This is a genomic window from Conexibacter sp. SYSU D00693 (genome assembly GCF_017084525.1).
Taxonomy (GTDB): domain Bacteria; phylum Actinomycetota; class Thermoleophilia; order Solirubrobacterales; family Solirubrobacteraceae; genus Baekduia.
Window position 1 is genome coordinate 4,157,384 of record NZ_CP070950.1, and the last position, 23,783, is coordinate 4,181,166.

22 protein-coding genes are annotated in these 23,783 nt (G+C 74.9%); 16 read left to right on the top strand and 6 right to left on the bottom strand.

The window, feature by feature from the left end; all coding sequences use genetic code 11:
* Window positions 1–15 precede the first annotated feature (15 nt).
* Window positions 16–861 (bottom strand): hypothetical protein, encoded by an 846-nt coding sequence (locus tag JUB12_RS20525; RefSeq protein WP_205697304.1) that lies wholly within the window; start codon window positions 859–861, stop codon window positions 16–18.
* A 31-nt stretch (window positions 862–892) separates the two neighbouring features.
* Entirely contained in the window at window positions 893–3,388 is a 2,496-nt protein-coding gene (locus tag JUB12_RS20530) for a lytic murein transglycosylase (RefSeq protein ID WP_205697305.1), read from the bottom strand.
* 206 nt (window positions 3,389–3,594) lie between these two features.
* On the opposite strand from JUB12_RS20530, the gene JUB12_RS20535 reads away from it, so the two are divergent.
* Window positions 3,595–4,035: a hypothetical protein gene (locus JUB12_RS20535; RefSeq protein ID WP_205697306.1), complete on the top strand. Its 441-nt coding sequence runs from the start codon at window positions 3,595–3,597 to the stop codon at window positions 4,033–4,035.
* 255 nt (window positions 4,036–4,290) lie between these two features.
* Here the strand turns inward: JUB12_RS20535 and JUB12_RS20540 are convergent, their stop codons facing one another.
* The gene (locus tag JUB12_RS20540; protein ID WP_205697307.1) at window positions 4,291–4,986 is read right to left on the bottom strand and encodes a hypothetical protein; all 696 of its coding nucleotides are present in this window, start codon (window positions 4,984–4,986) and stop codon (window positions 4,291–4,293) included.
* A gap of 25 nt (window positions 4,987–5,011) precedes the next feature.
* Between JUB12_RS20540 and JUB12_RS20545 the strand changes: the two genes are divergently transcribed.
* The 5 genes from JUB12_RS20545 to JUB12_RS20565 all read left to right on the top strand — a co-directional run bounded on the left by JUB12_RS20545 (window position 5,012) and on the right by JUB12_RS20565 (window position 9,176).
* Window positions 5,012–5,512, top strand: a complete 501-nt coding sequence (locus JUB12_RS20545; RefSeq protein ID WP_205697308.1) for a hypothetical protein — start codon at window positions 5,012–5,014, stop codon at window positions 5,510–5,512.
* Window positions 5,513–5,536: 24 nt separating this feature from the next.
* The gene (locus JUB12_RS20550; RefSeq protein ID WP_205697309.1) at window positions 5,537–6,502 is read left to right on the top strand and encodes an NAD-dependent epimerase/dehydratase family protein; all 966 of its coding nucleotides are present in this window, start codon (window positions 5,537–5,539) and stop codon (window positions 6,500–6,502) included.
* Window positions 6,499–7,344, top strand: a complete 846-nt coding sequence (locus JUB12_RS20555; RefSeq protein WP_205697310.1) for a lysophospholipid acyltransferase family protein — start codon at window positions 6,499–6,501, stop codon at window positions 7,342–7,344. The genes JUB12_RS20550 and JUB12_RS20555 overlap by 4 nt, the downstream gene beginning before the upstream one ends.
* Window positions 7,344–7,796, top strand: a complete 453-nt coding sequence (locus tag JUB12_RS20560; protein ID WP_205697311.1) for an SCP2 sterol-binding domain-containing protein — start codon at window positions 7,344–7,346, stop codon at window positions 7,794–7,796. The genes JUB12_RS20555 and JUB12_RS20560 overlap by 1 nt, the downstream gene beginning before the upstream one ends.
* Before the next feature lie 186 nt (window positions 7,797–7,982).
* Window positions 7,983–9,176: an adenylate/guanylate cyclase domain-containing protein gene (locus JUB12_RS20565; RefSeq protein ID WP_241004334.1), complete on the top strand. Its 1,194-nt coding sequence runs from the start codon at window positions 7,983–7,985 to the stop codon at window positions 9,174–9,176.
* Here the strand turns inward: JUB12_RS20565 and JUB12_RS20570 are convergent.
* Window positions 9,173–9,856 (bottom strand): TetR/AcrR family transcriptional regulator, encoded by a 684-nt coding sequence (locus JUB12_RS20570; RefSeq protein ID WP_205697313.1) that lies wholly within the window; start codon window positions 9,854–9,856, stop codon window positions 9,173–9,175. The two genes, JUB12_RS20565 and JUB12_RS20570, sit on opposite strands and share 4 nt — an antisense overlap.
* 132 nt (window positions 9,857–9,988) lie before the next feature.
* Between JUB12_RS20570 and JUB12_RS20575 the strand changes: the two genes are divergently transcribed.
* Together JUB12_RS20575 and JUB12_RS20580 are read left to right on the top strand one after the other, a co-directional pair.
* Window positions 9,989–11,215: an acyl-CoA dehydrogenase family protein gene (locus tag JUB12_RS20575; protein WP_371822350.1), complete on the top strand. Its 1,227-nt coding sequence runs from the start codon at window positions 9,989–9,991 to the stop codon at window positions 11,213–11,215.
* A 24-nt stretch (window positions 11,216–11,239) separates the two neighbouring features.
* A complete protein-coding gene (locus JUB12_RS20580; RefSeq protein ID WP_205697315.1) occupies window positions 11,240–11,896 on the top strand; it encodes a TVP38/TMEM64 family protein in 657 nt (218 codons plus the stop codon).
* On the opposite strand, the gene JUB12_RS20585 is transcribed toward JUB12_RS20580, so the two are convergent.
* A complete protein-coding gene (locus JUB12_RS20585; protein ID WP_205697316.1) occupies window positions 11,893–13,986 on the bottom strand; it encodes a RecQ family ATP-dependent DNA helicase in 2,094 nt (697 codons plus the stop codon). The genes JUB12_RS20580 and JUB12_RS20585 overlap by 4 nt on opposite strands.
* 115 nt (window positions 13,987–14,101) lie before the next feature.
* On the opposite strand from JUB12_RS20585, the gene tilS reads away from it, so the two are divergent.
* The 8 genes from tilS (at window position 14,102) to JUB12_RS20625 (ending at window position 23,168) form a co-directional block, all read left to right on the top strand.
* Window positions 14,102–15,055 (top strand): tRNA lysidine(34) synthetase TilS, encoded by a 954-nt coding sequence (tilS, locus tag JUB12_RS20590; protein ID WP_205697317.1) that lies wholly within the window; start codon window positions 14,102–14,104, stop codon window positions 15,053–15,055.
* A 14-nt stretch (window positions 15,056–15,069) separates the two neighbouring features.
* Window positions 15,070–15,597 (top strand): hypoxanthine phosphoribosyltransferase, encoded by a 528-nt coding sequence (hpt, locus tag JUB12_RS20595; protein WP_205697318.1) that lies wholly within the window; start codon window positions 15,070–15,072, stop codon window positions 15,595–15,597.
* A gap of 67 nt (window positions 15,598–15,664) precedes the next feature.
* A complete protein-coding gene (gene ftsH / locus JUB12_RS20600; RefSeq protein ID WP_205697319.1) occupies window positions 15,665–17,650 on the top strand; it encodes an ATP-dependent zinc metalloprotease FtsH in 1,986 nt (661 codons plus the stop codon).
* Between the two features lie 182 nt (window positions 17,651–17,832).
* Window positions 17,833–18,651 carry a dihydropteroate synthase gene (folP, locus tag JUB12_RS20605; protein WP_241004335.1) on the top strand — a complete coding sequence of 273 codons (819 nt, stop codon included), beginning with the start codon at window positions 17,833–17,835 and terminating at the stop codon, window positions 18,649–18,651.
* Window positions 18,641–19,120 (top strand): dihydroneopterin aldolase, encoded by a 480-nt coding sequence (gene folB, locus JUB12_RS20610; protein ID WP_205697320.1) that lies wholly within the window; start codon window positions 18,641–18,643, stop codon window positions 19,118–19,120. The genes folP and folB overlap by 11 nt, the downstream gene beginning before the upstream one ends.
* Window positions 19,120–19,914, top strand: coding sequence for a thioesterase family protein (locus JUB12_RS20615; RefSeq protein ID WP_205697321.1), 795 nt, complete (start codon window positions 19,120–19,122; stop codon window positions 19,912–19,914). Before folB ends, JUB12_RS20615 begins: the two co-directional genes overlap by 1 nt.
* Window positions 19,911–20,435 carry a 2-amino-4-hydroxy-6-hydroxymethyldihydropteridine diphosphokinase gene (gene folK, locus JUB12_RS20620; RefSeq protein ID WP_205697322.1) on the top strand — a complete coding sequence of 175 codons (525 nt, stop codon included), beginning with the start codon at window positions 19,911–19,913 and terminating at the stop codon, window positions 20,433–20,435. The genes JUB12_RS20615 and folK overlap by 4 nt, the downstream gene beginning before the upstream one ends.
* 120 nt (window positions 20,436–20,555) lie before the next feature.
* Window positions 20,556–23,168: a lytic murein transglycosylase gene (locus tag JUB12_RS20625; protein WP_205697323.1), complete on the top strand. Its 2,613-nt coding sequence runs from the start codon at window positions 20,556–20,558 to the stop codon at window positions 23,166–23,168.
* Here JUB12_RS20625 and JUB12_RS20630 read toward each other — a convergent pair.
* On the bottom strand, window positions 23,165–23,767 hold the full coding sequence (locus tag JUB12_RS20630) for a TetR/AcrR family transcriptional regulator (protein ID WP_205697324.1): 603 nt from the start codon (window positions 23,765–23,767) through the stop codon (window positions 23,165–23,167). The genes JUB12_RS20625 and JUB12_RS20630 overlap by 4 nt on opposite strands.
* Window positions 23,768–23,783: the final 16 nt, after the last annotated feature.

Genomic DNA, 23,783 nt, shown 5'->3' on the forward strand with positions numbered 1-23,783 from the left:
CGCTGAGCGTAGGCGTCAGGCGATGCCGGGGGCGGTCCGCGCGCGCAGCGCGGCCTCGGTGCGCCCGACCAGGCGCTCGACCTCGAGGATCGTCGCCTCGTCCAGGCCGCCCTGCAACGCCATGTTCGCGGCCGCGCCGACGGCACCGCGGCCCTCGCGCAGCTCGGCCAGCCGGGCGCTGAGGTCGGTCGTCGACGCCCACGGCTCGAGCTCGGCGATCGCCGCCTCGAGCGCGACGCGCAGCTGCAGCGCCGCCTCGCGGTGCCGGCCGCGGTCGACGTCGAGGCGCGCGCGCAGGACGAGCTCCTCGCAGGCCAGCGCGACGTCGCGGCCGCCGAGGAGCGCGGCGAGGCGCTCCTGCGGGCGCAGGGCGGCGGTCCGGCGGGCGAGCTTCCTGGGCGCCGCGCGCGGCAGCTCCTTGGCCACCGACCAGCGGCCGTGGGCGACGTCGTCGCCGACGCCCGCGCCGACGCGCACGACGATCGCCTGCTCGCGCGACACCTCGCGCACGAACGGGTCGGCCGCCGCGATGCGGTGCGCCTGCAGCACGTCGTTGAGGACCGCGATGCCCTCCTCGGCGCGGTCGTCGAGGTCCTGCTTCGCGAGCCACGCCTCGGCCTCGCCCTCGACGGGACGGGCGTCGATGACCGTGGCGCGCGCGGTGCTGACGGGCTCGACCGGCGCGCCCGCGGCTGCGGTCGCCGGCTTCTTGCCGCGCAGCAGCCGGCGCTGGGGTGCGCCGAGCGTCGCGAGCACCAGCACGTGCTCGGCCTCGCCGGCGTGGCCGCGCACGACGTAGCGCCCGTCCTGCGGCCCGAGGACGTAGGGCAGCTCGACCTGGACGAACCCGAACGCGCTCACCGGCGGGAGAGCGCGGCGAGCCCGCTCGGCGTCACTCGCCCTCGTGGGCGTCGCTGGCGCGCTCGGGCTTGGGGACCTCGACGGCGTACTTCGACGGCGAGGTGCGCACGGTCGGGTTGTCGATGTCGCCGAGGCGGTCGATCAGCTTGATCCACTGCGAGGGCTTGAGGACCGCGTCGAGCTTGCGCCCGTCGACGGTCTGCCCGAGCTGCGGGCGCCACCCGACGTGGATGTGGTCGGCGTGGTCGGGCAGCGACATCGTGTTGTCCGCGCCCTCGAAGGTCATCAGCGAGATGATCTGTGCCGGCTTCATCGACCCCTGCAGGGTCAGGAGGCGGCGGATGGTCATCTCGGTGATCGAGCCCGCGCCCTGGTGGCCGAGGATCGGGATGCCGTTGACCTTCGCGATGTCGACCGCGTTGCCCGAGCTGTGGTGCGAGACGTTGCCCGACGCGGTCATCAGCGAGTGGCCGCAGCGCAGCGAGCTGACCGACGGCTTGAGGCCGGAGGCCGACAGGAAGGACAGGGTGGCCAGCACGCGGCGGTCGATGTTGCCCGCCTGGACGTCGCGGCGGCCGCACTCGTAGAGCTCGATGCGCGGGTCCTCGGCGACCTGGCGCTGGAGCTGCTCCTTGCTCATGAGCAGGATCTGGCCGATCGACGGCGTCTTGGCGTCGGGGCCGAAGAGCGGGTTCTTGCCCTGGGCGCGGTACACCGACGTCGACTCGAGCAGCTTCCAGCCGTCGAGGATCGGCTTCGGGTCGATGCGCGGGGCGCCGCGGCCGGCCGGGCGGATCTCGAACTGGACGTGCGAGGCCTTGGTCGGCGACGTCTTGCCGATGCGGCCCAGGATGGTGCCGGCGACGACCTTCGAGCCGACCTGGAGCGGCTTGATGCGGACCTCGGACCTCTTGAGGCCGAAGACCTGCGTGAAGTACGACTTGAACGTGGTGTAGCCCGAGAGCAGGTCCTGGTTGAGGAGCTGCTCCTCGCCGCCCGCCTTGTACGCGCGCTTGCGCGCGGGGTTGGCGAACAGGCGCTCCTTCTCGAGCGTCTGGCCCGCGCCGTCGGCGGTGTCGGCCGCCTTGGGCTTGGCGCCCGTGGTGCGCGCCTTGGCCGGCGCCGACTCCTTGGCCGGCTGGGCGCCGGCGGTGGCCGGGGCGGTGGGCTTCGGGTCCTTCTTGGCCTGCTGGTCGAGGCCGAGCTCGTCCTTGACCTCGTCGCGCGAGACCGAGAGCTTCTTCGGGACCGGGTAGCCGGCCGCGAGCTTCTTCAGGTGCGCGTACGTGTACGTGTTGCCGTAGACGTCGCGCAGCTGGATGAACCGGCCGAGGCGCTCGGTCTTGCCGATCTTCACGATCTTGCCGTCCTGGACGGCGATGACCGGGGAGCCGGGCTTGGCGAAGATGTCGACGCTGCGACGGCCCGACTCGCTCTCGACCGGCAGCGCCGCGTTGCGGCCCTTGGCGATCCGGCGCTTCGTGTCGGCCTCGGAGACGTCGTTGGCGTAGCGCGCCTTGGCGTGGACCGGGAAGTGGCCCTGCGTGAGGCCGGTCAGCGAGCCGACGAGGTCGGCGGGCAGGCCGCCGATGAGGCGTGCGCGCAGCAGGACGGAGTCGACGTACCAGTCGGCGTGGTTGTAGGCGAAGATCGCGCCGCGCAGGTCCTTGGCGGCGTCGGCCGCCTTGAGGTAGCGCGCCGCCGCGAAGATCGCGTCGACCGGGTTGTACGGGTCCTTCTTGCCGTCCTTGTTGGCGTCAACGCCGTACTGGCGCCACGTCGACGGCAGGAACTGCATCCAGCCGACGGCGCCGGCGGACGAGACGTTCGTGTTGCGCCCGTAGTCCGTCTCGATCTCGTTGATCGCGGCCAGGACCTCCCAGCGCACGCCGTACTCGATGCCGGCGGCCTGGTAGATCGGCAGCAGGAAGGGCGGGATCCGGAACTTCTCGATGAAGAAGTTGGGGACGCCGACCGGCGCGGGGCCGAGGTCGGCGATCGAGAGGCCCGGGTTGTCGAGCGTGGGGACGCCGTCGGCCGTGCGGCCCGGGTCGGCCGGCGCCTGGTCGGCGTCGTCCTTGGCCTGCTGCTCCTCGTCCTGCGGCTGGCCGGCGGCCTGCTCCTCGCCGGCGGGCTGCTCCTTGCGCGCGGCGCGCTTGGCCTTGCCCGTGGTCTCCTGCTCGGCCTGCTCCTCGGCCTTCGGCGCATCCGGGAGGACGGCCTCGGGCTGCGTCTGGGCCGGCTGCTCCGTCGTGGGCGCCGGCTCGGGCGAGGTCGGCGTGGGGGCCGCGGCGGGGCCGCCCACCTCCTGGATCGAGACGATCGGGAGCTTGATCCCCGGGATCGGGACCTTGTCCAGCGGCGTGCCGGGCGGGACGTCGATCTGGACCGTGATCTGCTGGCCGCCCAGCAGGGTGATCACCAGCGTCCTCGGCTGCGCGGGGGCAGGGAGGACGGCGGCGCCGAAGCCGGCCGAGAACGTGCCGGCCACGAGCAGGCCGGCGGTCAGCTTCTTGCGCTTCGTCATCAGGTGTCTGCTCTCCTCCAGCAACCCGGGACCGCGGGCACGACCTTCCGGGTCGCGCCACCCTACCAGTGCAGGTGGGCGGGTCCGGCGACGCTAACCCGTCCACAACGCAGATTGCAACGCCCCGCGTGGGGGCCATGTCGCGCCCGTTCGGGGGAGGCGGTCCTGCGTCGTACCGCGCGGGCGCGCCGGGTACTGTGCCGCCCATGGCTGAACGCGGTGCGGACGGCGAGGGGCTGCGCGAGCGGCTCGGGCGCCAGGGCGAGGACGCGCTGGGCAAGCTGGCCCAGGAGCTGGTCGAGAACCCGATGGTGACCGGCGCGATCTCACGGATCTTCGAGGCGAGGGAGAAGGCGGTGCAGGCCCAGGAGGTCGCGATGGGGGCGCTCAACCTGCCGTCGGCCGCGGACCTCGAGCGGCTGACCCGCCGCGTGCGGTCCGTCAGCCAGCGGCTCGAGGGGATCGAGGACGGGGTGGACCGCCTCGACGAGCGGCTCGCCTCGGGCGGCGTGGAGGCGCGCCTGCGCTCCATCGAGGAGAAGCTCGACGGGCTCGCGACGGACCTCGCGGCGCTGCGTGCGGCCCTGCCGCAGGACGGCTCGCCGGCGCCCTCGCGCGACCAGGAGCGCCTGAAGGTCGGGGAGTAGGACCGTCGCGGAGGGGTGGCCACCGGCCGCCCCGTTCCATCGGGGCGACCGGGGCCGGAGGAGAGGCCCGCGCGACACAGACGCTTGCGGGAGAGCGGCGCACCGGGCTGGACGGGAGAGCGAGGGCCAGGAGCGCGTCGGCTGTCTCGATCGGGCACGGTGGATCTTGCGCTGCGCGAGGCCGCCGCGCCGCCGAGGTGGCAGGCATCCGCCGGGTGCGGCCTCCCGCACCGCCCGAACGGACTGGACGACCGGTCAGGCGCAGCCGAGGGCGTGCGCGGCAGCGCGGCCGACGGCCTCGCCCGCGGCCTCGAGGCCCTCGGGCGAGATGCGCTCGCGGCCGCCCTCCAGCAGGTCGGTCACCGCCAGCACGCAGCCGAAGCGCACGTCGCGCCGTGCGGCGACGGCCGCCAGCGCGGCGGCCTCCATCTCGACGGCGGCGGCGCCCTGGGCCTTCCAGGACGCCGCCCGCGCGTCGTCGCGGTCGTAGAAGAGGTCGGTGGAGACGACGAGCGCCGTCGTCCCCGCCGCGTCCGCCAGCGCGGCGGCCAGCCCGGCGTCGACGGCGACGCGCTCCCCGGCGCCCAGCGCGCGGCTGGTGCCGTCCGCGGCGAGGACCTCGCCGGCGGCCAGCAGCTGGCCGAGCGCGAGGTCGCCGTCCAGCGCGCCGCACGTCCCCACGCGCACCGCGACCTCCGCGCCGAGGTCGGCGAGCTCCTCGAGGACGATGGCCGCGCTGGGCCCGCCCATGCCGGTGCTCTGGATCGTCAGCGGCGCGCCGTCCGCGGCCGTGCCGCTGTAGCCCCAGAGCCCGCGGTTGTGGTTGAACATCCGGCGGTCGTCGCCCAGCAGGACCTGCGCGAGGGCCAGCGCGCGACCGGGATCGCCGGGCAGCAGCACGCGCGGCGCCAGCTCGGCGGTCGGGTGGACGTGGATCGGCTGGCTGGCCACGGCGGCGGAGGATAGGGTCCGGCCCGTGGCCAAGAAGAAGGACAAGAAGGACAAGGGCGCCTCGAAGCAGGAGTCGCGCTCCCGCGCCGACCAGGTGCGCAGCGCGGTCGAGCAGGCCTTCTCGGCCACGGCCGGCGGCGCCGCCGACACGCGCGGGCGCGCGCAGGACCTCGCCGAGGAGCTCCAGCAGGTCGCCACGCGCTTCCGCGACGCCGTCGAGGACCTCCGTCCGCCGACGGCCGACGAGCTGCGCGCGCTCTCCAGCCGGCTCGACGCCCTCGAGCAGCGCGTCGGCGAGCTCGAGGCCAAGCCCGCCCCCAGGCCGCCCGCCAAGCCGCGCGCCGCCGCCGCCTCGCGCACGCGCGCCGCGCGCGCGGACGCCAAGGCCACGCCGCCCAAGCCCGCCGCCAAGCCGGCGGCGGCCAAGCCCGCGCGCGGGACCGGCACGCGCGCCGCGGCCGCCAAGCCCAAGCCGGCCCCCAAGCCGTCGCCGCGCACCCCGCCGGCGGGCGACGCCTCCTCCTAGCCCGCGGCCCCGCGCGCGCCGGACTTGGCAGAGCGCATCCTCATCACCGGGGTCGCCAACTTCTGGGGCCAGCGCCTGGCGGAGCGGCTGCTGGCCGACGGCGCCTCGGTCGTCGGGCTCGACACACGCGACCCGGCGCCCGCGATCGCGTCGCGGATCGACCACGTGCGCGCGGACCTGCGCGCGCCCGACCTCCCCGACGTGCTGGCCGGCACGGGGATCTCGGCGGTCGTCCACAACGACGTCCCGCAGTTCCCCGAGCCGGGCCGCAGCGCGCGCCAGCTGCACGACATCAACGTCATCGGCACGCTCCAGCTGCTCGCCGCGCTCGGGCGCCTGCCCGAGGTGCGCGCGCTCGTCGTGCGCGGCAGCGCGGCGATCTACGGCTCCGAGCCCGGCGCACCGGCGTTCTTCACCGAGGACATGGACCGCCGCTACCCCCTGCGCACGCGCTGGCAGCGCGACGTCGGGGAGCTCGAGCGCCTCGTCGACTCCTTCGCGCGGCGCACGCCCGAGGTCGTCTGCTGCGTCCTGCGCCTCCAGCCGGTGCTGGGCTCGACCCTCGACACGCCGATCACGCGCCTCTTCCGGGCGCCGGTCGTCCCGACGCACCTCGGGTTCGACCCGCGCATCCAGGTCGTCCACGAGGACGACTCGATCGGCGCGCTGCACGCGGCGGTGCGCCACCCGGCGCGGGGCGCGGTGAACGTCGCGGGGGAGGGGACGGTCTCGCTGAGCCGGATGCTGCGCAAGCTGCGCCGCCCCGCGCTGCCGCTGGCCGGGCCGCTGTTCGGGCCGGCGGCCGGCGTCGCCAGCCGCGTGGCGGGCCTGCCGCTGCCCAGCGACGACGTCGTGCGCTACCTGCGCTACGGCCGCGGGGTCGACACGACGCGCCTCGTGCGCGACGTCGGCTTCACGCCGCGCTACTCGACCGCCGCGGCCATCGAGGCCGTCGCCGCCGACGTCCGCGACGAGGCGGTGGCCGCGTGATCGGCACCGTCCTGCGCGGCGTGCGCGCCGCCGCCGACCTCGCCGCCCAGCGCGTGCGCGGCGACTTCGACGAGGACGCCTGGGGCTTCGACGAGCAGTTCGCGCGCGGCGTCGACCCGGCCTTCGACCTCCTCTTCGACGTGTGGTGGCGGGTGAAGGTCACGGGCGTCGACCACGTCCCCGCCGAGGGCGGGGCGCTCGTCGTCGCCAACCACGCGGGGACGCTGCCATGGGACGCCGCGATGATCGCCACCGCGCTGCGCCGGCGCACCGCCGTGCCGCGCCGGCCGCGCTTCCTGGTCGTCGATCGCGCGTTCGAGCTGCCGTGGGTGAGCGTCATGGCGCGCAAGCTCGGCGGCGCGCCGGCCTCGCCGGACAACGCGCTGCGGCTGCTGCGCGAGGGCCACGTCGTCCTCGCCTTCCCCGAGGGCGCCAAGGGCGCGCAGAAGGCGTGGTCCGAGCGCTACCGCCTCGAGCGCTTCGGCCGCGGCGAGTTCGTCGAGCTCGCCCTGCGCGCCGGGGTGCCCATCATCCCGACGGCGGTCGTCGGCAGCGAGGAGATCTACCCGCGCGTGGGCGAGCTGCCGGCGATCGGGCGGCTGCTGGGCGCCGCGCCGCTGCCCGTCACGCCGACGTTCCCGCTGCTCGGGCCGCTGGGCGCCGTCCCGCTGCCGTCGCGCTGGCGCATCGAGTTCGGCGACCCGGTCGCCCTCGCGGGCCGCTACGGCCCGGCCGACGCCGACGACCGCGCGCTCGTGCTCGAGGTCGCCGACGCGATCCGCGACATCGTGCAGGCCAAGGTCCACGAGAACCTCATCCGCCGAGAGGGGTCGTTCGTCTGATGGGCACCGTCCACTGCTTCCGCTCGGCCGAGGAGGTCCGCGAGGTCCTCGACAAGGCGTTCACGCTCATGTCCGAGGACCCCGACGTCGGCCCGCGGCTGCGCGCCGCCGACGTGCCGCAGCGCTTCGAGCTGACCGACGTCGACCTCGTCGTGAACATCCGCCCGGCGCGCGACGGCGAGGAGGGCAACCTCCACTGGGAGTGGAGCGACGACGTCGACTGGGAGCCCAAGGTCGAGATGACGATGAGCTCCGAGGTCGCCAACCGGTACTGGCAGGGGCGCGAGAACATCGCGATGGCGATCACCCGCCGGCGGATCAAGGCCAGCGGCGACCTGCCGTCGGCGCTCGCCCTGCTGCCGCTCACCAAGCCGGTCTTCCCGCGCTACCGGGAGCTCGTCGAGGCCGACTACCCGCACCTGGCCCTGGAGGCCGTGGACCGTCCACGTTGACAACGACCGGGCGAACGCGGTACCCATGAGCCACACGAACAAGGCACCAGGCCGATGCGTGGGAGGGTCACCTCCCGCGAGGCGCCGCTCCCTCGGGGACGAGCGTCGACGGCCGGCGAGGCGGGGCGTCTTCCCCGCACGTGACGGGGCTCCCACCAGGGCCCCGTCGCAGCGTCCGAGGTGCGTGTGAGCGAGCAGCAGCGAACCGTCCCCGCCGTTGCCCGCGCCATCGGCGTCACGCCCGCGACGCTGCGCCGGTGGATCGCCGGCGGCATCGTGCCCGCGCCGGGCGACGACGGCCTGCTGTCGGCGAGCGCCGCGGCGCACGCCCGCGTCGTCGCGCGCCTGCGCGAGCGGGGTCACACGCTCGCGCAGATCGCCAAGGCCACGGAGAGCGGCCAGCTGGCGTTCTCGTACATCGAGGACCTGCTGCCGCCGGTCGAGGGGCAGCTGTCGATCGAGGACGTCGCCGCCGACACGGGGCTCGAGCCCGCGCTGATCCAGCGGATCCTCACCGCGCTCGGGTTCAGCGCCGGCTCGCTGGACCGCCTGGGCGAGGACGACCTCCAGCTCCTGCGCTACGCCGCGGCGGTCCTGGCGGCGGGCTTCCCGCTCGTCGCCTTCCTCCAGCTCGTGCGCGTGTACGGCCAGGCGCTGGCGCAGATCGCCGACGCCGAGGTCCGGCTCTTCCACCTCTACGTCCATGAGCCGCTCATGCGCGACGGCGTGCCGGGGTGGGAGATGGCCGAGGAGATGGAGGGCCTGGCGCGCGAGCTGCTGCCGCTCGCGTCGCCGATGATGGACCACGTCCACCAGCGCTTCCTGCAGCACTTCGTCGAGCAGGACGTCATCGGCCACATGGAGGCCGACCTCGGCGACGGGCCGCTCGACCTCGGGCGCCTGCGCGTCGCGATCGCCTTCGCCGACCTCGCGGGCTACACGCGGCTGACCGAGGAGGTCGGCGAGGAGGAGGCGGTGAGCGCCGTCGAGCGCTTCGTCGAGAACGTCGAGCACACGCTGCCCGACGACGCGCGCGTCATCAAGACGATCGGCGACGAGGTGATGATCGTCGGCTCCGACGCGGGCGCGCTGTGCGACTGGGCGGTCGGCTTCCAGCAGCTCATGGCCACGCGGCCGCTGCCGCGCATCGGCATCCACTGGGGCGAGACGCTCTACCGCGACGGCGACTACTACGGGCGCGAGGTCAACCAGGCGGCGCGCGTCGCGGCCCGGGCCGCCGGCGGCGAGGTCGTCGTGACGCGCCAGGTCGTCGAGCACGCCGGCAGGCACCTCGAGTTCCGGCTCATCGGCGAGGTGCGGCTCAAGGGCTTCAGCGCGCCGACCGAGCTGTTCCTCGCGCGGGCGCGCGACGAGGACTAGCCGGCGCGGGCGGCGCGGCGGACGCCGACGAGCGCGAGCGCGGCGTCCACGATCGCCTCGCGGACCTCGTCGCGCGTGATCGGGAAGGCGGTCGCCATGCCGGGCTGGATCTCCTTGACGCCGACGCCGAGCCGGGCGATGTGGAGGGTGCCCAGGCCCTGGGCGTACAGGACGTTGGCGGTGAGGTCGGGATCGTCGACCGCGAAGGCGCCGCTGAGCATCCCGGCGCGTAGGACGCGGGCGCTCGTGCCCAGGCAGGCGCCCATGGACTGGCCGAGGCGCAGCCAGGTGCCGTCGGAGACGACGTCGCGCAGCTCGTCGGCGGGGCGGCGCATGAGCGACAGGGCCGCGTCGGGGAACGCGGGGTGGTCGAGGCCGAACTCGGCGAAGGCGCCGCACAGGGCCTCGAGCGCGTCGGCGGGGTCCTGGTGGGCCGCCGCGGCGCCGCGCAGCAGGGCGGCGAGCTCGTCGAGGTACGTCGTGACCGTGCGGACGTAGAGCTCCTCGCGCGAGGCGAAGTGGCGGTAGATCAGCGCGCGGTTGAGGCCGAGCGCACGGGCGACCTCCTCCACGGGCGCGTCCTGGGCCCCGCGCTCGTCGAACAGCGCCCGCGTCGCGGCGACGATGTCCTCCTCGCGCTGGCGGCGCGATCCCTGGCGCGTGCGGTCCGGCGTCCCCATCCGTCCATGACCGTAACGCATGGGTGGACGACCGTGCAACGGTGTGTTACACATCCGTCCATGTCTGCCATTGACGAGGCCGTCCAGGCCCAGCAGGAGACCGCTCCGGAGTCCACGGAGCCGCAGTTCTCGATGGAGCTGTCGCAGGACCTCAAGGACATCCGCGACTGGGTCCACGGGTTCGCCGAGGACGTCGTCCGCCCCGCCGCCGCCGAGTGGGACGAGCGCGAGGAGACGCCCTGGCCCGTCATCCAGGAGGCCGCGAAGATCGGGCTCTACGGCTTCGAGGGCATGGCGCAGTTCTTCGCCGAGCCGTCCGGCCTCGGCCTGCCGGTCGTCAACGAGGAGCTCTTCTGGGGCGACGCCGGCATCGGCATGGCGATCATGGGCACCTCGCTCGCCGTCGCCGCGATCATCGGCCAGGGCACGCCCGAGCAGATCGGCCAGTGGGTCCCGCGCTGCTTCGGCACCCCGGACGACGTGAAGGTCGCCGCCTTCTGCTCCTCCGAGCCCAACGCCGGCTCCGACGTCTCGGCGGTCCGCACGACGGCGAAGTTCGACGAGGCCACGAACGAGTGGGTCCTCAACGGCCAGAAGGCGTGGGCCACCAACGGCGGCATCTCCGACGTCCACGTCATCATCGCCACGGTCGACCGCGAGCTCGGCGCTCGCGGCCACGCCGCGTTCGTCGTGCCGATGAGCGAAGCCAAGGGCATCGAGCAGGGCGCCAAGGTCAAGAAGCACGGCCTGCGCGCGTCGCACACCGCCGACGTCCACCTCGACGAGTGCCGCATCCCGGCCGAGTACGTGCTCGGCGGCAAGGAGAAGCTCGAGGAGCGTCTCGCCCGCGCCCGTGAGCGCGCGGCGGGCAAGGTCCCGGCCGGCAGCCAGACGAAGTCCAACGCCTCCATGGCGACGTTCGAGGCCTCGCGCCCGACCGTCGGCGCCCAGGCCGTGGGCATCGCCCGCGCCGCCTACGAGTACGCGCTGGACTACGCCAAGGAGCGCGAGCAGTTCGGCAAGCGGATCGTCGAGAACCAGGCGGTCGCGTTCACGCTGGCCGACATGGCGCTCGAGATCGAGGCCGCCCGCCTGCTCGTCTACCGCGCGTCCTGGATGGGCCGCAACCAGATCCCGTTCACCAAGGCCGAGGGCTCGATGTCGAAGCTCAAGGCCGGCGAGGTCGCGGTGAAGGTCACCGAGCGCGCCATCCAGATCCTGGGCGGCAACGGCTACACCCGCGAGTTCCCGGTGGAGCGCTTCCACCGCGACGCGAAGATCTACGACATCTTCGAGGGCACGGCCGAGATCCAGCGCCTGGTCATCTCGCGCGCCATCTCGGGGCTGCACATCCGCTAGTCCGCGCTCGCGGACCCGTTCGTCGTGGCAGGCCCGCGGCTGCGCCTGGCGCTCTTCGCGCTGGCGGTGGCCGCGGGCCTGCTCGCGTTCTCGGTCCTCGACGTGCTCGACACCCGCGACGTCCAGCAGGTCGTCGACGGCGCCGGGGCCTTCGCGCCCGTCGTCTACGTCCCGCTCTCGGCGGTCCTCGGCTGCCTGCTCGTCCCGGGCCCCGTCCTCGCCGGCGTCTCGGGCGCGCTCTTCGGCACGGCCACGGGCACGGTCGTGACCCTGAGCGCGTCGACCCTCGGCGCCGTCCTCGGCCTCTGGATCGCGCGCTGGGCCGGCCGCGACGCGGTCGCCGACCTCGGCCACGCCCGGGTGGAGGCGGTCTCCCGCGCGCTCGAGCGCCATGGCCTGGGCGCCGTGGTGGCCCAGCGCCTCGCCCCCGGCGTCCCGGACGCCCCGCTGACCTACGCCTTCGGCGTCCTCGGCCTGCAGACCTGGCAGATCGCCCTCGGCACGCTGGTCGGGTCCGCGCCCCGCGCGTTCTCCTACACCGCGATCGGCGCGTCGCTGGACGACCCGACGGGCGCGGGCGCGATCGCGGGGGCGGTCGTGCTCATCCTCGTGACGGTCGTCGGGGCCGAGGTGGCGCGGCGGTTGTTCGTGGGCGTCCGCGCGGCGCAGCGCGGCCGCTAGAACGCCACGGCGAGCGCCACCGGCACGACCGGCCCCCCGCCCGCGCGGCGCAGCTGCCCGCCCACCATGGCGAGCGTCCAGCCGGACCCGCGCAGGTCGTCGAGGAGCACGCCGGGACCGGGCGGCGGCGACGCCACGACGCGGAAGGCGCCGCGGACGTTGGCGGCCTGCGTCGCGGCGTTGGCCATCGCGCGCTGTGCGGGGCGGTCCTCCACGCGCTCGACCGCGGCGGCGGAGTCGACGCCCAGCCGGGAGGCGACCCGCGCGGCGAGCTCGCCGAGGCCGTCGCCCAGCTTGCGCGAGGGCACCCACGTCAGCCAGGTCGGCGCGACCACGGCGTGGTCGCGGATGAGCCTGGCCAGCGCGTCGGCGAGCTCGTCGCCCACCGACCCCGCCTGCAGGTCGCGGTCGATCTGCGGCCACCACCCGCCGTCGCCGATCCGGGCCAGGGCGAGGCCGTCCTCGGTCCGCGCGTCCTGGGGGATCTTGCGCATGGCGCCCGAGGCGTCGGGCGCCATCTTCTTGGCCTCGAAGACGTGGGGCTGGCTGCGCAGGAAGCGCTGGGCCTCCTCGACGAGCAGCGGGTCGGGCGCGGCGGCGAAGCGCGGGCCGGCGCAGACGGCGCAGCGCCCGCAGTCCTCGGCGCCGGGGTCGTCGAGCTCCTCCTGCAGCGCGCGCATCAGGCAGCGGCCGTCGGCGCCGAGGGCGGCCATCGCGCGCTGCTCGGCGCGGCGCAGGTCGGTGACGCGCGCGTAGCGCTCGTCGTCGTAGGTCCAGTCGCGATCGGCCACCGCGGCCCACTTCGAGCCGCTGCGGCGCACCGCGCCCTCGACGTCGAGGACCTTGAGCAGCGCCTCGATGCGCCCCGCGCCGAGGTTCACGATCGCCTGCAGCTCGCGCGAGGACCGGCCCGCGTCGCCGGCGCCGTCGAGCTCCTCGAGCACGCGGCCGACGAGCTCGGCCGACGGGAAGGCCTGGTCGATGAAGAAGTCCTGGATCGCGCGGTCCTCGCCGCCGCGCAGCAGCACGACGTCGGCGTGGTCGACGGCGCGGCCGGCACGGCCGACCTGCTGGTAGTAGGCGACGACGGAGCCGGGCGCCTGGAAGTGCACGACCCACCGCAGGTCGGGCTTGTCGTAGCCCATGCCCAGCGCGCTGGTGGCGACGACGGCCTTGACCTCGTCGGCGCGCAGGCGGCGCTCGGCCTCCTCGCGCTCCTCGGTCGGCTGCTCGCCGCTGTAGGCCAGCGCCGAGATCCCGCGGCGCTGCAGCCACTCGGCCACGCGCGAGGCGTCGCGCACCGTGAGCGTGTAGACGATGCCCGAGCCCTCCAGCTCGCCGAGGTGCTCGGCCAGCCACGCCAGGCGCTCGGCGGGCCGCGTGAGCTCGACGACCTCCAGGCGCAGCGACTGGCGCGCCAGCGGTCCGCGGTAGGAGCGCAGCCGCTCGGCCCGGCCGGAGGCCAGCTGCTCGAGCACGTCCTCGACGACGCGGTCGTTCGCCGTCGCCGTCGTCGCCAGCACCGCGACGTCGTCGCCGAGGCGCTCGAGCATGTCGCGCACGCGCCGGTAGTCGGGACGGAAGTCATGGCCCCAGTCGCTGATGCAGTGCGCCTCGTCGACGACCAGCAGGCCGATCGCGTCGCTGAACAGCGGCAGCAGCTCGTCGCGGAAGCGGGGGTTGTTGAGGCGCTCGGGCCCGACGAGCAGGAGGTCGACCGTGTCGCTCGCGAGCTCGTCGCGGATCGCGTCCCACTCCTCGCGGTTGGTCGAGTTGATCGTGTGCGCCCGCAGTCCGAGCCGCCGGGCGGCGCCGAGCTGGTCGCGCATGAGCGCCAGCAGGGGGGAGACGATCAGCGTTGGCCCGCTGCCGCGCTCGCGCAGCAGCGCGGTCGCCACGAAGTACACGGCGGACTTGCCCCAGCCGGTGCGCTGCACGCAGAGCACGCGCGCCCGGTCCTCGACGAGGTCGGTGATCGCCTCGAGCTGGCCCTCACGGAAGACGGCGTCCTCGCGGCCGGTGAGGGTCCGCAGGCGCTCGAGGGCGACCCCGGCGAGGGGCGTGTCGACGTCGGTGGGCACGAGGGCCATGGTGGCGCCTGGACCGGCGACCCCGCCCGACCGCCGCAAGGTCGGCGCAGCTTCGCGCCCGAGACGTGGCGATGCGTGCGTGAGACGGCACACCCGCGTCCGTAGCCTCCCCGCCGTGGACCTCCTCGACCGCATCCGCGCCACGGGCCTGCTCCCGCCGGGCGAGCCGGTCGTCGTGCTGCTCTCGGGCGGCCGGGACTCCACGTGCCTGCTCGACGCCGCCGCGCGGCTGGCCGGAACCGCGAGCACCACGGCGCTGCACGTCGACCACGGCCTGCGCGGGCCGCAGGCCTCGGCGCGCGAGCGTGAGCACTGCGCGGACCTCGCCGACCGCCTCGGGGTCGCCCTCGAGGTCCACGCCGCGCCGCCCCGCGACCCGGAGGCCGACGGCAACGTCCACGCGTGGGCGCGCGAGGTCCGCCACGCCGCGGGCCACGCCGCCGCGGCCGCCCGCGGGGCGCGCCTCGCGCTGGGCCACACGGCCACCGACCAGGTCGAGACCGTCCTCTACCGCCTCGCCACGAGCCCGGGCCGCCGCGCCCTGCTCGGCATGGCCGCGCAGCGCGAGGACGGGCTGGTGCGCCCGCTGCTGGCCGCCCGCGTCACGCGCGAGGAGACCGCCGCGCACTGCGCCGGCCGCGACCTGCCCGTCCTCGAGGACCCGAGCAACGACGACCCCGGGTTCGCGCGCGCCCGCGTGCGCCACGGGCTCGTCCCGGCGCTCGCGGCGGTCGACGCGCGCGCCAGCGACAACATCCTGCGCACCGCCGAGCTGCTGCGCGAGGAGGCCGCGGTCCTCGACGAGCTCATCGCCACGACACTCGCCGGGCGCGACCGGATCCCGCGCCAGGAGCTGCGGGTCCTCCCGCCGGCGCTGGCGCGGCTCGTGGTGCGCCACCTCGCCGAGCAGGCCACCGGTGCGCTGTGCCCGCGGGCGTCACACCGCCTCGACGAGCTGCTCGCCCTGGAGAGCGGGGCGCTCGACGTGGGCGACGGCGCGCGGCTCGTCGTCCGCCGTGGCGAGGTGCACGCCGAGCGCACGCCGCCGCTTCGCCGCTCGACCGCGTAGCGTTCGGCCGGCGCATGCGGGACCCCAAGATCGGCGAGATGCTCGTCCAGCCCGACCAGCTCAAGCACCGGGTCCGCGAGCTCGGGGCGGAGATCTCGCGCGACTACGCCGAGCGCGACCTCCTCCTGGTCGGGGTCCTGAAGGGCGCGGTGTTCTTCCTCGCCGACCTCATGCGCCAGATCGACATCCCGTGCGAGGTCGACTTCATGGCCGTCGCGAGCTACGGCAGCGCCACCGACTCCAGCGGCGTCGTGCGGATCCTCAAGGACCTCGACCGCCCGATCGAGGACCGCGACGTCCTCATCGTCGAGGACATCGTCGACAGCGGCCTGACCCTCCAGTACCTGCTGCGCAACCTCGGGGCGCGCGACCCCCGGTCGCTCGAGGTCTGCTCCCTGCTGACCAAGCCCGAGCGGCGCAAGGTCGAGCTGCCGATCCGCTACACGGGGTTCGAGATCCCCCACCGCTTCGCCATCGGCTACGGGCTGGACTCCGGGGAGCGCTACCGGAACCTGCCGTACGTGGCCGCACTGGCCGACTGAGAGCGGCCTGAGAGCCGCGCGCCAAGCGGGCGGGCGGTACGGGCGCCGCTGCTACGCTTGACCACCCTTGAGCAGGTTCTTCAAGAGCGCGGCGTTCCCGATCCTCATCGTCGTGGTGCTGGCGTTCTTCGCCCAGCGCCTCATCGGGGGCCAGGACAAGCAGGAGCCGCCGAGCCGCGGCGACTTCAACACCCAGCTGGCCGACGGCGCGGTCAAGACGGTGAACCTCCGGACCAAGGACCAGGTCATGGAGGTCACGCTCAAGGGCGGCAAGACCTACGAGACGGGCTACAACCGCGAGACCGCGGACACCCTGGAGAACCAGCTCCAGGCGGCCAAGGCCCAGGGCAAGATCACGGACTACGACGTCGAGCCGTCGAAGTCCAACGGCTGGCTCAGCCTCCTGACCTACGTCCTGCCGTTCCTCATCTTCATCGGGTTCTGGATCTTCCTGATGAACCAGGTCCAGGGCGGCGGCTCGAAGGTCATGTCCTTCGGCAAGTCCCGGGCCAAGCGCCTGAGCGTCGACTCGCCGAAGATCACCTTCCGCGACGTGGCGGGGGCCGACGAGGCCGTCGAGGAGCTCCACGAGATCAAGGAGTTCCTCGAGAACCCGAAGAAGTTCCAGGCGCTGGGTGCGCGCATCCCGAAGGGCGTCCTGCTCTTCGGCCCGCCCGGCACCGGCAAGACGCTGCTGGCCCGCGCGGTCGCCGGCGAGGCGGGCGTCCCGTTCTTCTCGATCTCCGGCTCGGACTTCGTCGAGATGTTCGTGGGCGTCGGCGCGTCCCGCGTGCGCGACCTCTTCGAGCAGGCCAAGCAGAACTCGCCCTGCATCATCTTCATGGACGAGATCGACGCCGTGGGTCGCCACCGCGGCGCCGGCCTCGGCGGCGGGCACGACGAGCGCGAGCAGACGCTCAACCAGCTGCTCGTCGAGATGGACGGCTTCGAGATGAAGGACAACATCATCCTCATCGCCGCCACGAACCGCCCGGACATCCTCGACCCCGCGCTCCTGCGTCCCGGCCGCTTCGACCGTCAGATCGTCGTCGACCGCCCCGACCGCAAGGGCCGCGCCAAGATCCTCGAGGTCCACACCCGCGGCAAGCCGCTGGCGCGCGAGATCGACGTCGACGCGCTCGCCGGCCAGACGCCGGGCTTCACCGGCGCCGACCTGGCCAACCTCGTCAACGAGGCCGCGCTGCTCGCCGCGCGCAACGGCAAGCGCGAGATCACCCAGGTCGAGCTCGAAGAGGGGATCATGCGCGTCGTCGCCGGCCCCGAGAAGAAGACGCGCGTGATGGGCGAGAAGGAGAAGCTCATCACCGCCTACCACGAGATGGGCCACGCGATCGTCGGGCACTTCCTCGAGCACGCCGATCCGGTGCACAAGATCTCCGTCGTGGGCCGCGGCCAGGCGCTCGGCTACACGATCTCGATGCCGCAGGAGGACAAGTTCCTCACCACGCGCGCCGAGCTGCAGGACACGATGGCGATGACCCTCGGCGGCCGCGCCGCGGAGGAGATCGTCTTCGGTGAGATCACGACCGGGGCGTCGAACGACCTCGAGAAGATCACCGCCACGGCCAAGCAGATGGTCATGCGCTTCGGCATGAGCGAGAAGCTCGGCCCCCGCGTCTTCGGCCACGACCACGGCCAGCCGTTCCTCGGCCGCGAGTTCTCCTCGGAGCCCGACTACTCCGACGAGCTCGCCCGCGAGATCGACGACGAGATCCGCCGCATCGTCGAGTCCGCCCACCAGCGTGCGAAGTCGATCCTCCTCGAGCACCGCGAGGCGCTCGAGACGATCAGCCAGCTCCTGGTCAAGCGCGAGACGATCGAGAAGCACGAGTTCGAGGCGCTCCTCGACGGCAAGTCGCCCGAGGAGGTCTTCGGGCCCGACGAGCCCACCGAGGCCGACGGCGGCTCCGCGCCCGAGTCCGCCGCCCCCGAGCGCCCGGGCCGTGAGGCCCCGCGCCCGCTGCCGCGTCCGGGTCTGGCCGGCGCCGAGGCGCGCGGGCTCGACTCGCCAGAGCGTCCGGGCCTCGCCTAGCCCGTCGCGCCGCCGCGAGGCGGGCGGGCTCCTGCGCGACCGATGACGTGTCGTGCATGGACCACATGCACGACACGTCTTCGGGAGGCCCGGCGGCGCGCCCCGACACCTCGTGCACGTGGTGCACGCTCGACGGGCCATGCGAGGCCGCCCGACGGCCCCGCGCGCTAGCGTCCCGCCGCGTGACGGCGACCACCGCCCCGTTCACCGTCATGGGCGTCCTCAACGTCACGCCGGACTCGTTCTCCGACGGTGGCGAGTGGTTCGGCCACGACGACGCGGTGACGCACGGGCTGGAGCTCGCGCGGCAGGGCGCGGCGATCCTCGACGTGGGCGGCGAGTCCACGCGCCCCGGGGCGCTGCCGGTCCCCGCCGACGAGGAGCTGCGTCGCACGGTCCCCGTCGTCGGGGCGCTGGCGCGCAGCGGCGCGACGGTCTCCATCGACACGAGCAAGCTCGAGGTCGCCGAGGCCGCGCTCGCCGCCGGCGCGACGTACGTCAACGACGTCACCGCCTTCCGCGCCGCCCCGGAGATGGCGGGCCTCGTCGCCGACCGCGGGGCGACGTGCTGCCTGATGCACATGCGCGGCGAGCCGCGGACGATGCAGGACGCGCCGCGCTACGACGACGTCGTCAGCGACGTGAAGGCGTTCCTGGAGCAGCGCATCGAGTTCGCGGTCACCGAGGGCGTGCGGGAGGACCGCATCCACCTCGATCCCGGCATCGGCTTCGGCAAGGGCCTGGCGCACAACCTCGAGCTCCTGCGCCGCCTCGACGAGCTGACGACGCTCGGGTTCCCGCTGCTCATCGGCACGTCGCGCAAGTCGTTCATCGGCCGGCTGACCGGCGCGACGGACCCGCACGACCGCGTCCCCGGCACGCTGGCGACCTGCGTCATGGCCCTCGAGCGCGGCGCGACGCTCTTCCGCGTGCACGACGTGCGCGAGGCGGTCCAGGCGCTGGCGGTGGCCGCTGCTACGTTGCGCGCCGATGGCGCCTGACCGCGACGACGACGAGCTCGACCCGCTCGAGGACGACGCCGACGACGAGGGCTTCGAGCCCGACGAGGACGACGACGAGGACGTCGCGGACCAGACCGAGGTCACGATCGAGGTCCGCGGCCTGTCGCTCTACACCCACCACGGGGTGACCGAGGCCGAGCGCGAGATCGGCCAGCGGCTGGTGCTCGACCTGCGCCTCGAGGTGGGCGACGTCGACGCGACCGTGACCGACCTCGTCGAGGACACGATCGACTACGGCGAGGTCTGCAACGTCGTCTCCCTCGTCGCCCAGCAGCGCTCGTACAAGACCCTCGAGCGGCTGTGCTCGGCGATCGCCGACCGCCTCCTGGACCGCTACGCCGCCGAGGAGGTGTGGGTGAAGGCCGCCAAGCCCGAGCCCCCGATCCCGCTGCCGGTCGAGGAGGTCGCGGTCGAGGTCTGGCGCCAGCGCGGCGGCAGCGAGGACTAGTGGGCGACCACGCCTTCGCCGCCGAGACCGCGGTCGGTCCCGGCGGCGCCGTCACGATCTCGGACGCCTGGAACGCGCCGACCGGTCCCAACGGCGGCTACGTCGCGGCCATCGTCCTGCGCGCCATGCAGGACGCCGTGGGCGACCCGGCCCGCTCCCCGCGCTCGCTGACCTGCCACTTCCTGCGCCCGCCCCAGCCCGGACCCGCCACCCTCGAGGTCACCGTCGAGCGCGCGGGGCGGTCGGTCAGCACCCTCACGGCGAGGCTCGTCCAGGACGGAAAGCCGATGGTCCTCGCCATCGCCGCCTTCTCGCTGGCCTTCGCGTCGCCGCAGACCTGGCAGCTCGACGGCCCGCCCGACGTCCCCCCGCCGGACGCGCTCGAGCCGTTCAGGCCGCGGCCGGAGATGCCGGCGGTGGCCCACCGCTTCGAGACCCGGTGGGCGCTCGGCGGCGTGCCGTTCAGCGGCGCCCCCGACGCCGTGTCCGGCGGCTGGCTGCGCCTCGCGCACGACCGCCAGCCGCTCGACGCGCCCCTGGTCACGCTGCTCACCGACGCGTGGATGCCCGCGTCCTTCAGCCGTCTCAGCGCCCCCGCGATGGCTCCGACGATCGACCTCACCGTCCACTTCCGGGCGCCGCTGCCGCTCGCCGGCCACGGCCCGGACGACCACGTCCTCGCGATCTTCCGGTCGCGCCACGTGCAGGACGGCTTCGTCGAGGAGGACGGCGAGCTCTTCGCCCAGGACGGCCGCCTGATCGCGATGAGCCGCCAGCTGGCGATCCTCCGATGAGCGAGCAGGTCGGCTTCCTCGGGCTGGGCTCGAACGTCGGCGACCGCCGCGAGCACCTCCAGGCCGCCGTCGACGCGCTGCCGGCCCACGGCGTGCGCGTCCTCGCGTCGTCCTCGACCTACGACACCGACCCGGTCGGCGAGGTCCTCGACCAGCCGAGCTTCCTCAACGCCTGCATTCGCATCGCGACGGCGCTCTCGCCCGAGGAGCTGCTCGACGCGTGCAAGGCCGTCGAGGCCGAGCGCGGCCGGACGCTCGCCGGCCAGCCCGGCTACGTGCGCCACGGGCCGCGCCCGATCGACGTCGACCTGCTGCTGCTCGGTGACGCGCCGCACCGCTCCGGGCGTCTCACGCTCCCGCACGCCCAGGTCACCGCGCGGCGGTTCGTGCTGGTCCCGCTGCTCGAGCTCGACCTCGAGCTCACCACGCCCGACGGCACCCGGCTGGCCGACGCGCTCGCCGCGCTGCCCGTCGACGAGGGCGTGCGCCGCGAGGGCCCGCCCCTCGCCGTCGCCGCCTGAGCCCGGCGCCGTCCTGCGCCGGACCGCCGGCGTCCAGACCGGCCTGGCCGGACCTCAAGGCCTCCCCGCCCGCGCCGACGTCGGAGGGCACGTCCGCCGTGCGCCGGCGCGCTCCCCTGCATGCCGTCCCACCTGCGCCGCACCCTCCTCGCGACCGCCGCCGCCCTGGTCGCGCTCCCCGCCGCATCCGGCCACGCCGCGACCGTCGAACGGTCGGGCGACGCGCTGCGCGTCGTCGCCGGCACGTGGGAGGCCAACACGACGACCGTGGCCGACGCCACCGCCGGCGCGGTCCTCATCACCGACGGCGCCGGCCTGAAGCTCGCGGCCGGCACCGGCTGCACCCTCGCGTCCGGGAAGGTCACGTGCCCGCTCAGCGGCGCCACCCGGCTGGAGGTCCTCGGCGGCGACCGCGGCGACACCCTCACCGCGAACGCCACGTCGGTCGCCGTCACGCTCGACGGCGGCGCGGGCGACGACCGGCTCACCGGCGCCCAGACCGCCGGGACCCTCGTCGGTGCCGACGGCAACGACACCCTCGACGGCCGCGGCGGCGACGACGTCCTCGGCGGCGGGGCGGGTGGCGACAAGCTGCTGGGCGGCGACGGCGCCGACCAGCTCGACGGCGACGACGGGGCCGACCGCCTGGAGTCCGGCACCGGCGACGACCTCCTGCGCGGCGGCGCGGGCGACGACGTCCTGAAGGCCGCCGACGGCGACGACCGCCTCGAGGGCCACGACGGCACCGACAGCCTCGACGCCGGCGCCGGCGACGACCAGCTCGACGGCGGGTCCGGCGACGACGACCTCCTGACCGGCACCGGCGACGACAGCGCCGAGGGCGGCCCGGGCCGCGACGGCCTCGACGGGGCCGACGGCAACGACGTCCTGCGGGGCGGCGACGGCAGCGACGTCCTCGACGGCGACACGGGCGACGACCAGCTCGAGGGCGGCGCCGAGAGCGACCGGCTGGAGGGCGAGGACGGCAGCGACCGGCTCGACGGCGGCGACGGCGACGACCGCCTGGAGGGCGACGCCGAGGGCGATCGCCTCGACGGCGGGCCCGGCGCCGACGCGCTCGCGGGCGGCGACGGCGCCGACCGCCTCGACGGGGGCGACGACGCCGACGAGCTCGGCGGTGGCAGCGGGGACGACGAGCTCTGGGGCGCCGCCGGTGCCGACGGGCTCGACGGCGGCGACGGCGCGGACCGGCTCGACGGCGGCGCGGGCGACGACGGCCTGCGCGGGGCGCAGGGCGACGACCGCCTCGCGGGGGCCGACGGCGCCGACCGGCTCGACGGCGGCGGCGGCGCCGACTGGCTCGACGGCGGCCTGGGGCCCGACGCGATGGAGGGCGGGGAGGGCCAGGACACCGTCGACTACACGGCGCGCCGGGCCGGCGTGCGGGTGACGCTCGACGGCAAGGCCGACGACGGCGAGACGGGGGAGGGCGACGACGTGCGCTCCTCCGCCGACGACCTCCTCGGGGGCGCCGGCAACGACGACCTGACGGGGTCCGACTGGCCCCAGCGGATCATCGGAGGCCCCGGCGACGATCGCCTCGACGGCAAGGGCGGCGGCGACGTCGTCGAGGGCGGCGACGGCAGGGACCTCCTCATCGGAGGCTCGGGCAAGGACCTCGTCGACGGCGGCGCCGGCGACGACCACCTCTCGACCGTCGACGCCACCGTCGAGGACCTGCGCTGCGGCGCGGGGGCCAAGGACGTGGCGGTGCTCGACAAGGGCGACAAGCCGTCAGGCTGCGAGACGCGCAAGGTCCGCACGCCCGCCCAGGCCTCCACCGCGACGACGGCCACCACCACGGCGACCGCCGCACGGGCGACGGGGGTCAAGCGCGTCGCCGGCCATGGCCGCTTCGTCTCGATCGCCGGCCAGCCGGGCGAGCGCATCGACTCGCGTCTGGCCGCCGACGTGCAGTGGCTCATCCGCACCTTCCACGTCCGCGTGACCGACGGCTTCGCGATGTCCGGCCACGCCCGTGACGGCGAGCACCCGGTCGGCCTCGCGGTCGACCTCGTCCCCGGGCCGGGCGGCAGCTGGGCCGACGTCGACCGCCTCGCGCGCTGGGCCGAGCCGCGCCAGGGGCGCCCGCGCCGGCCCTTCCGCTGGGTCGGCTACGACGGCGACGCGGGCCACGGCCGCGGCCACCACCTGCACCTCTCGTGGCGCCACGGCGCCGCCCGGCGCGGCCGGCCCGCGGCGTGGGTCGAGCGCCTGGTCCTGAAGTCCTCCGCGGCGTCGGCCGGGACCACCGCGCTGCGCACCGCCTCGCTCGTGCGCCTCGCCCGCTCGAACCGCGCCCTCGGCCGCCGGCCGTCGATCAGGACCGGCCTGCGCGCGGTCGCCCGCTGCTCGGGCGCCGGGCCACTGCGCGAGACCTGGCAGGCGGCGGGCCGCGCCTTCGGCCTGCGCTGGAGCGTGCTGGCCGCGATCACCGAGGTCGAGTCGGGCCACGGCTGCACCATGGGGCCGTCGAGCGCGGGGGCCATCGGCTGGACGCAGTTCCTGCCGTCGAGCTGGCGGATCTACGGGATGGACGCCGACGGTGACGGCAGGGCCAGCCCGCACTCGAGCGTCGACGCGATCTTCTCCACCGCGCGCTACCTGCGGGCCAGCGGCGCGCCGCGCTCCTACCGCCGCGCGCTCTACGCCTACAACCACGCGTGGTGGTACGTCGACAAGGTGCTCAAGCGGGCCAGGGCGTACCGCTAGGGCGCCAGCGCCGCCAGCAGCCCGTCGACGGTCCCCATCGCCTGGTCGCGCGCGGCCTCGCGGTCGGGCGCCCGGGCGACCCACATCGCCAGCTCGTCGAGCGCGCCGAGCAGCGCGTGGGCCAGCGGCTCGACGGGCTGCCCGCGCACCGCGCCGGCCTCCATGCCGGCCTGCAGCGTCGCCAGGACGATGCCCAGGCCATGCTGCATGCCGATCTCGCGCCAGCGCTCCCAGCCGAGGACCGCGGGCGCGTCGAGCAGGACGATCCGCTCGACCTCCGGGGTGGCGCAGGCGTCGAGGAAGACCTGCGCGCCGTGGCGCAGCGCGCTCAGCGGGTCGGCCGCGCCGGCGCCGAGCGCCTCGGTGGCCACGCGCTGGGTGACCTCCTGCTCGACGGCCTCGAAGACCGCCTCGAAGAGCGCGGCCTTGTCCTTGAACTGGTGGTACAGCGCGCCGCGCGTGACCCCGGCGGCGCGCACGAGCTCCTCGGTCCCGACCGCGGCGTAGCCACGCTCGCCGAAGAGGCCGCGACCGGCGTCGAGGAGGGCGCCGCGGGTGGCGGCGGAGCGTTCGTCCTGGGTTCGGCGCTTGCGTTCCATACAGACTGCATGTACG

Bases quoted from the DNA above. Each gene is read 5' to 3' on its own strand.
- JUB12_RS20535 (WP_205697306.1), top strand. From the start codon at position 3,595: ATGGCTGAACGCGGTGCGGACGGCGAGGGGCTGCGCGAGCGGCTCGGG.
- folB (WP_205697320.1), top strand. From the start codon at position 18,641: ATGGCGCCTGACCGCGACGACGACGAGCTCGACCCGCTCGAGGACGAC.
- hpt (WP_205697318.1), top strand. From the start codon at position 15,070: ATGCGGGACCCCAAGATCGGCGAGATGCTCGTCCAGCCCGACCAGCTC.
- folK (WP_205697322.1), top strand. From the start codon at position 19,911: ATGAGCGAGCAGGTCGGCTTCCTCGGGCTGGGCTCGAACGTCGGCGAC.
- JUB12_RS20630 (WP_205697324.1), bottom strand. From the start codon at position 23,767: ATGGAACGCAAGCGCCGAACCCAGGACGAACGCTCCGCCGCCACCCGC.
- JUB12_RS20570 (WP_205697313.1), bottom strand. From the start codon at position 9,856: ATGGGGACGCCGGACCGCACGCGCCAGGGATCGCGCCGCCAGCGCGAG.
- JUB12_RS20530 (WP_205697305.1), bottom strand. From the start codon at position 3,388: ATGACGAAGCGCAAGAAGCTGACCGCCGGCCTGCTCGTGGCCGGCACG.
- JUB12_RS20585 (WP_205697316.1), bottom strand. From the start codon at position 13,986: ATGGCCCTCGTGCCCACCGACGTCGACACGCCCCTCGCCGGGGTCGCC.
- JUB12_RS20560 (WP_205697311.1), top strand. From the start codon at position 7,344: ATGGGCACCGTCCACTGCTTCCGCTCGGCCGAGGAGGTCCGCGAGGTC.
- JUB12_RS20575 (WP_371822350.1), top strand. From the start codon at position 9,989: ATGGAGCTGTCGCAGGACCTCAAGGACATCCGCGACTGGGTCCACGGG.
- JUB12_RS20625 (WP_205697323.1), top strand. From the start codon at position 20,556: ATGCCGTCCCACCTGCGCCGCACCCTCCTCGCGACCGCCGCCGCCCTG.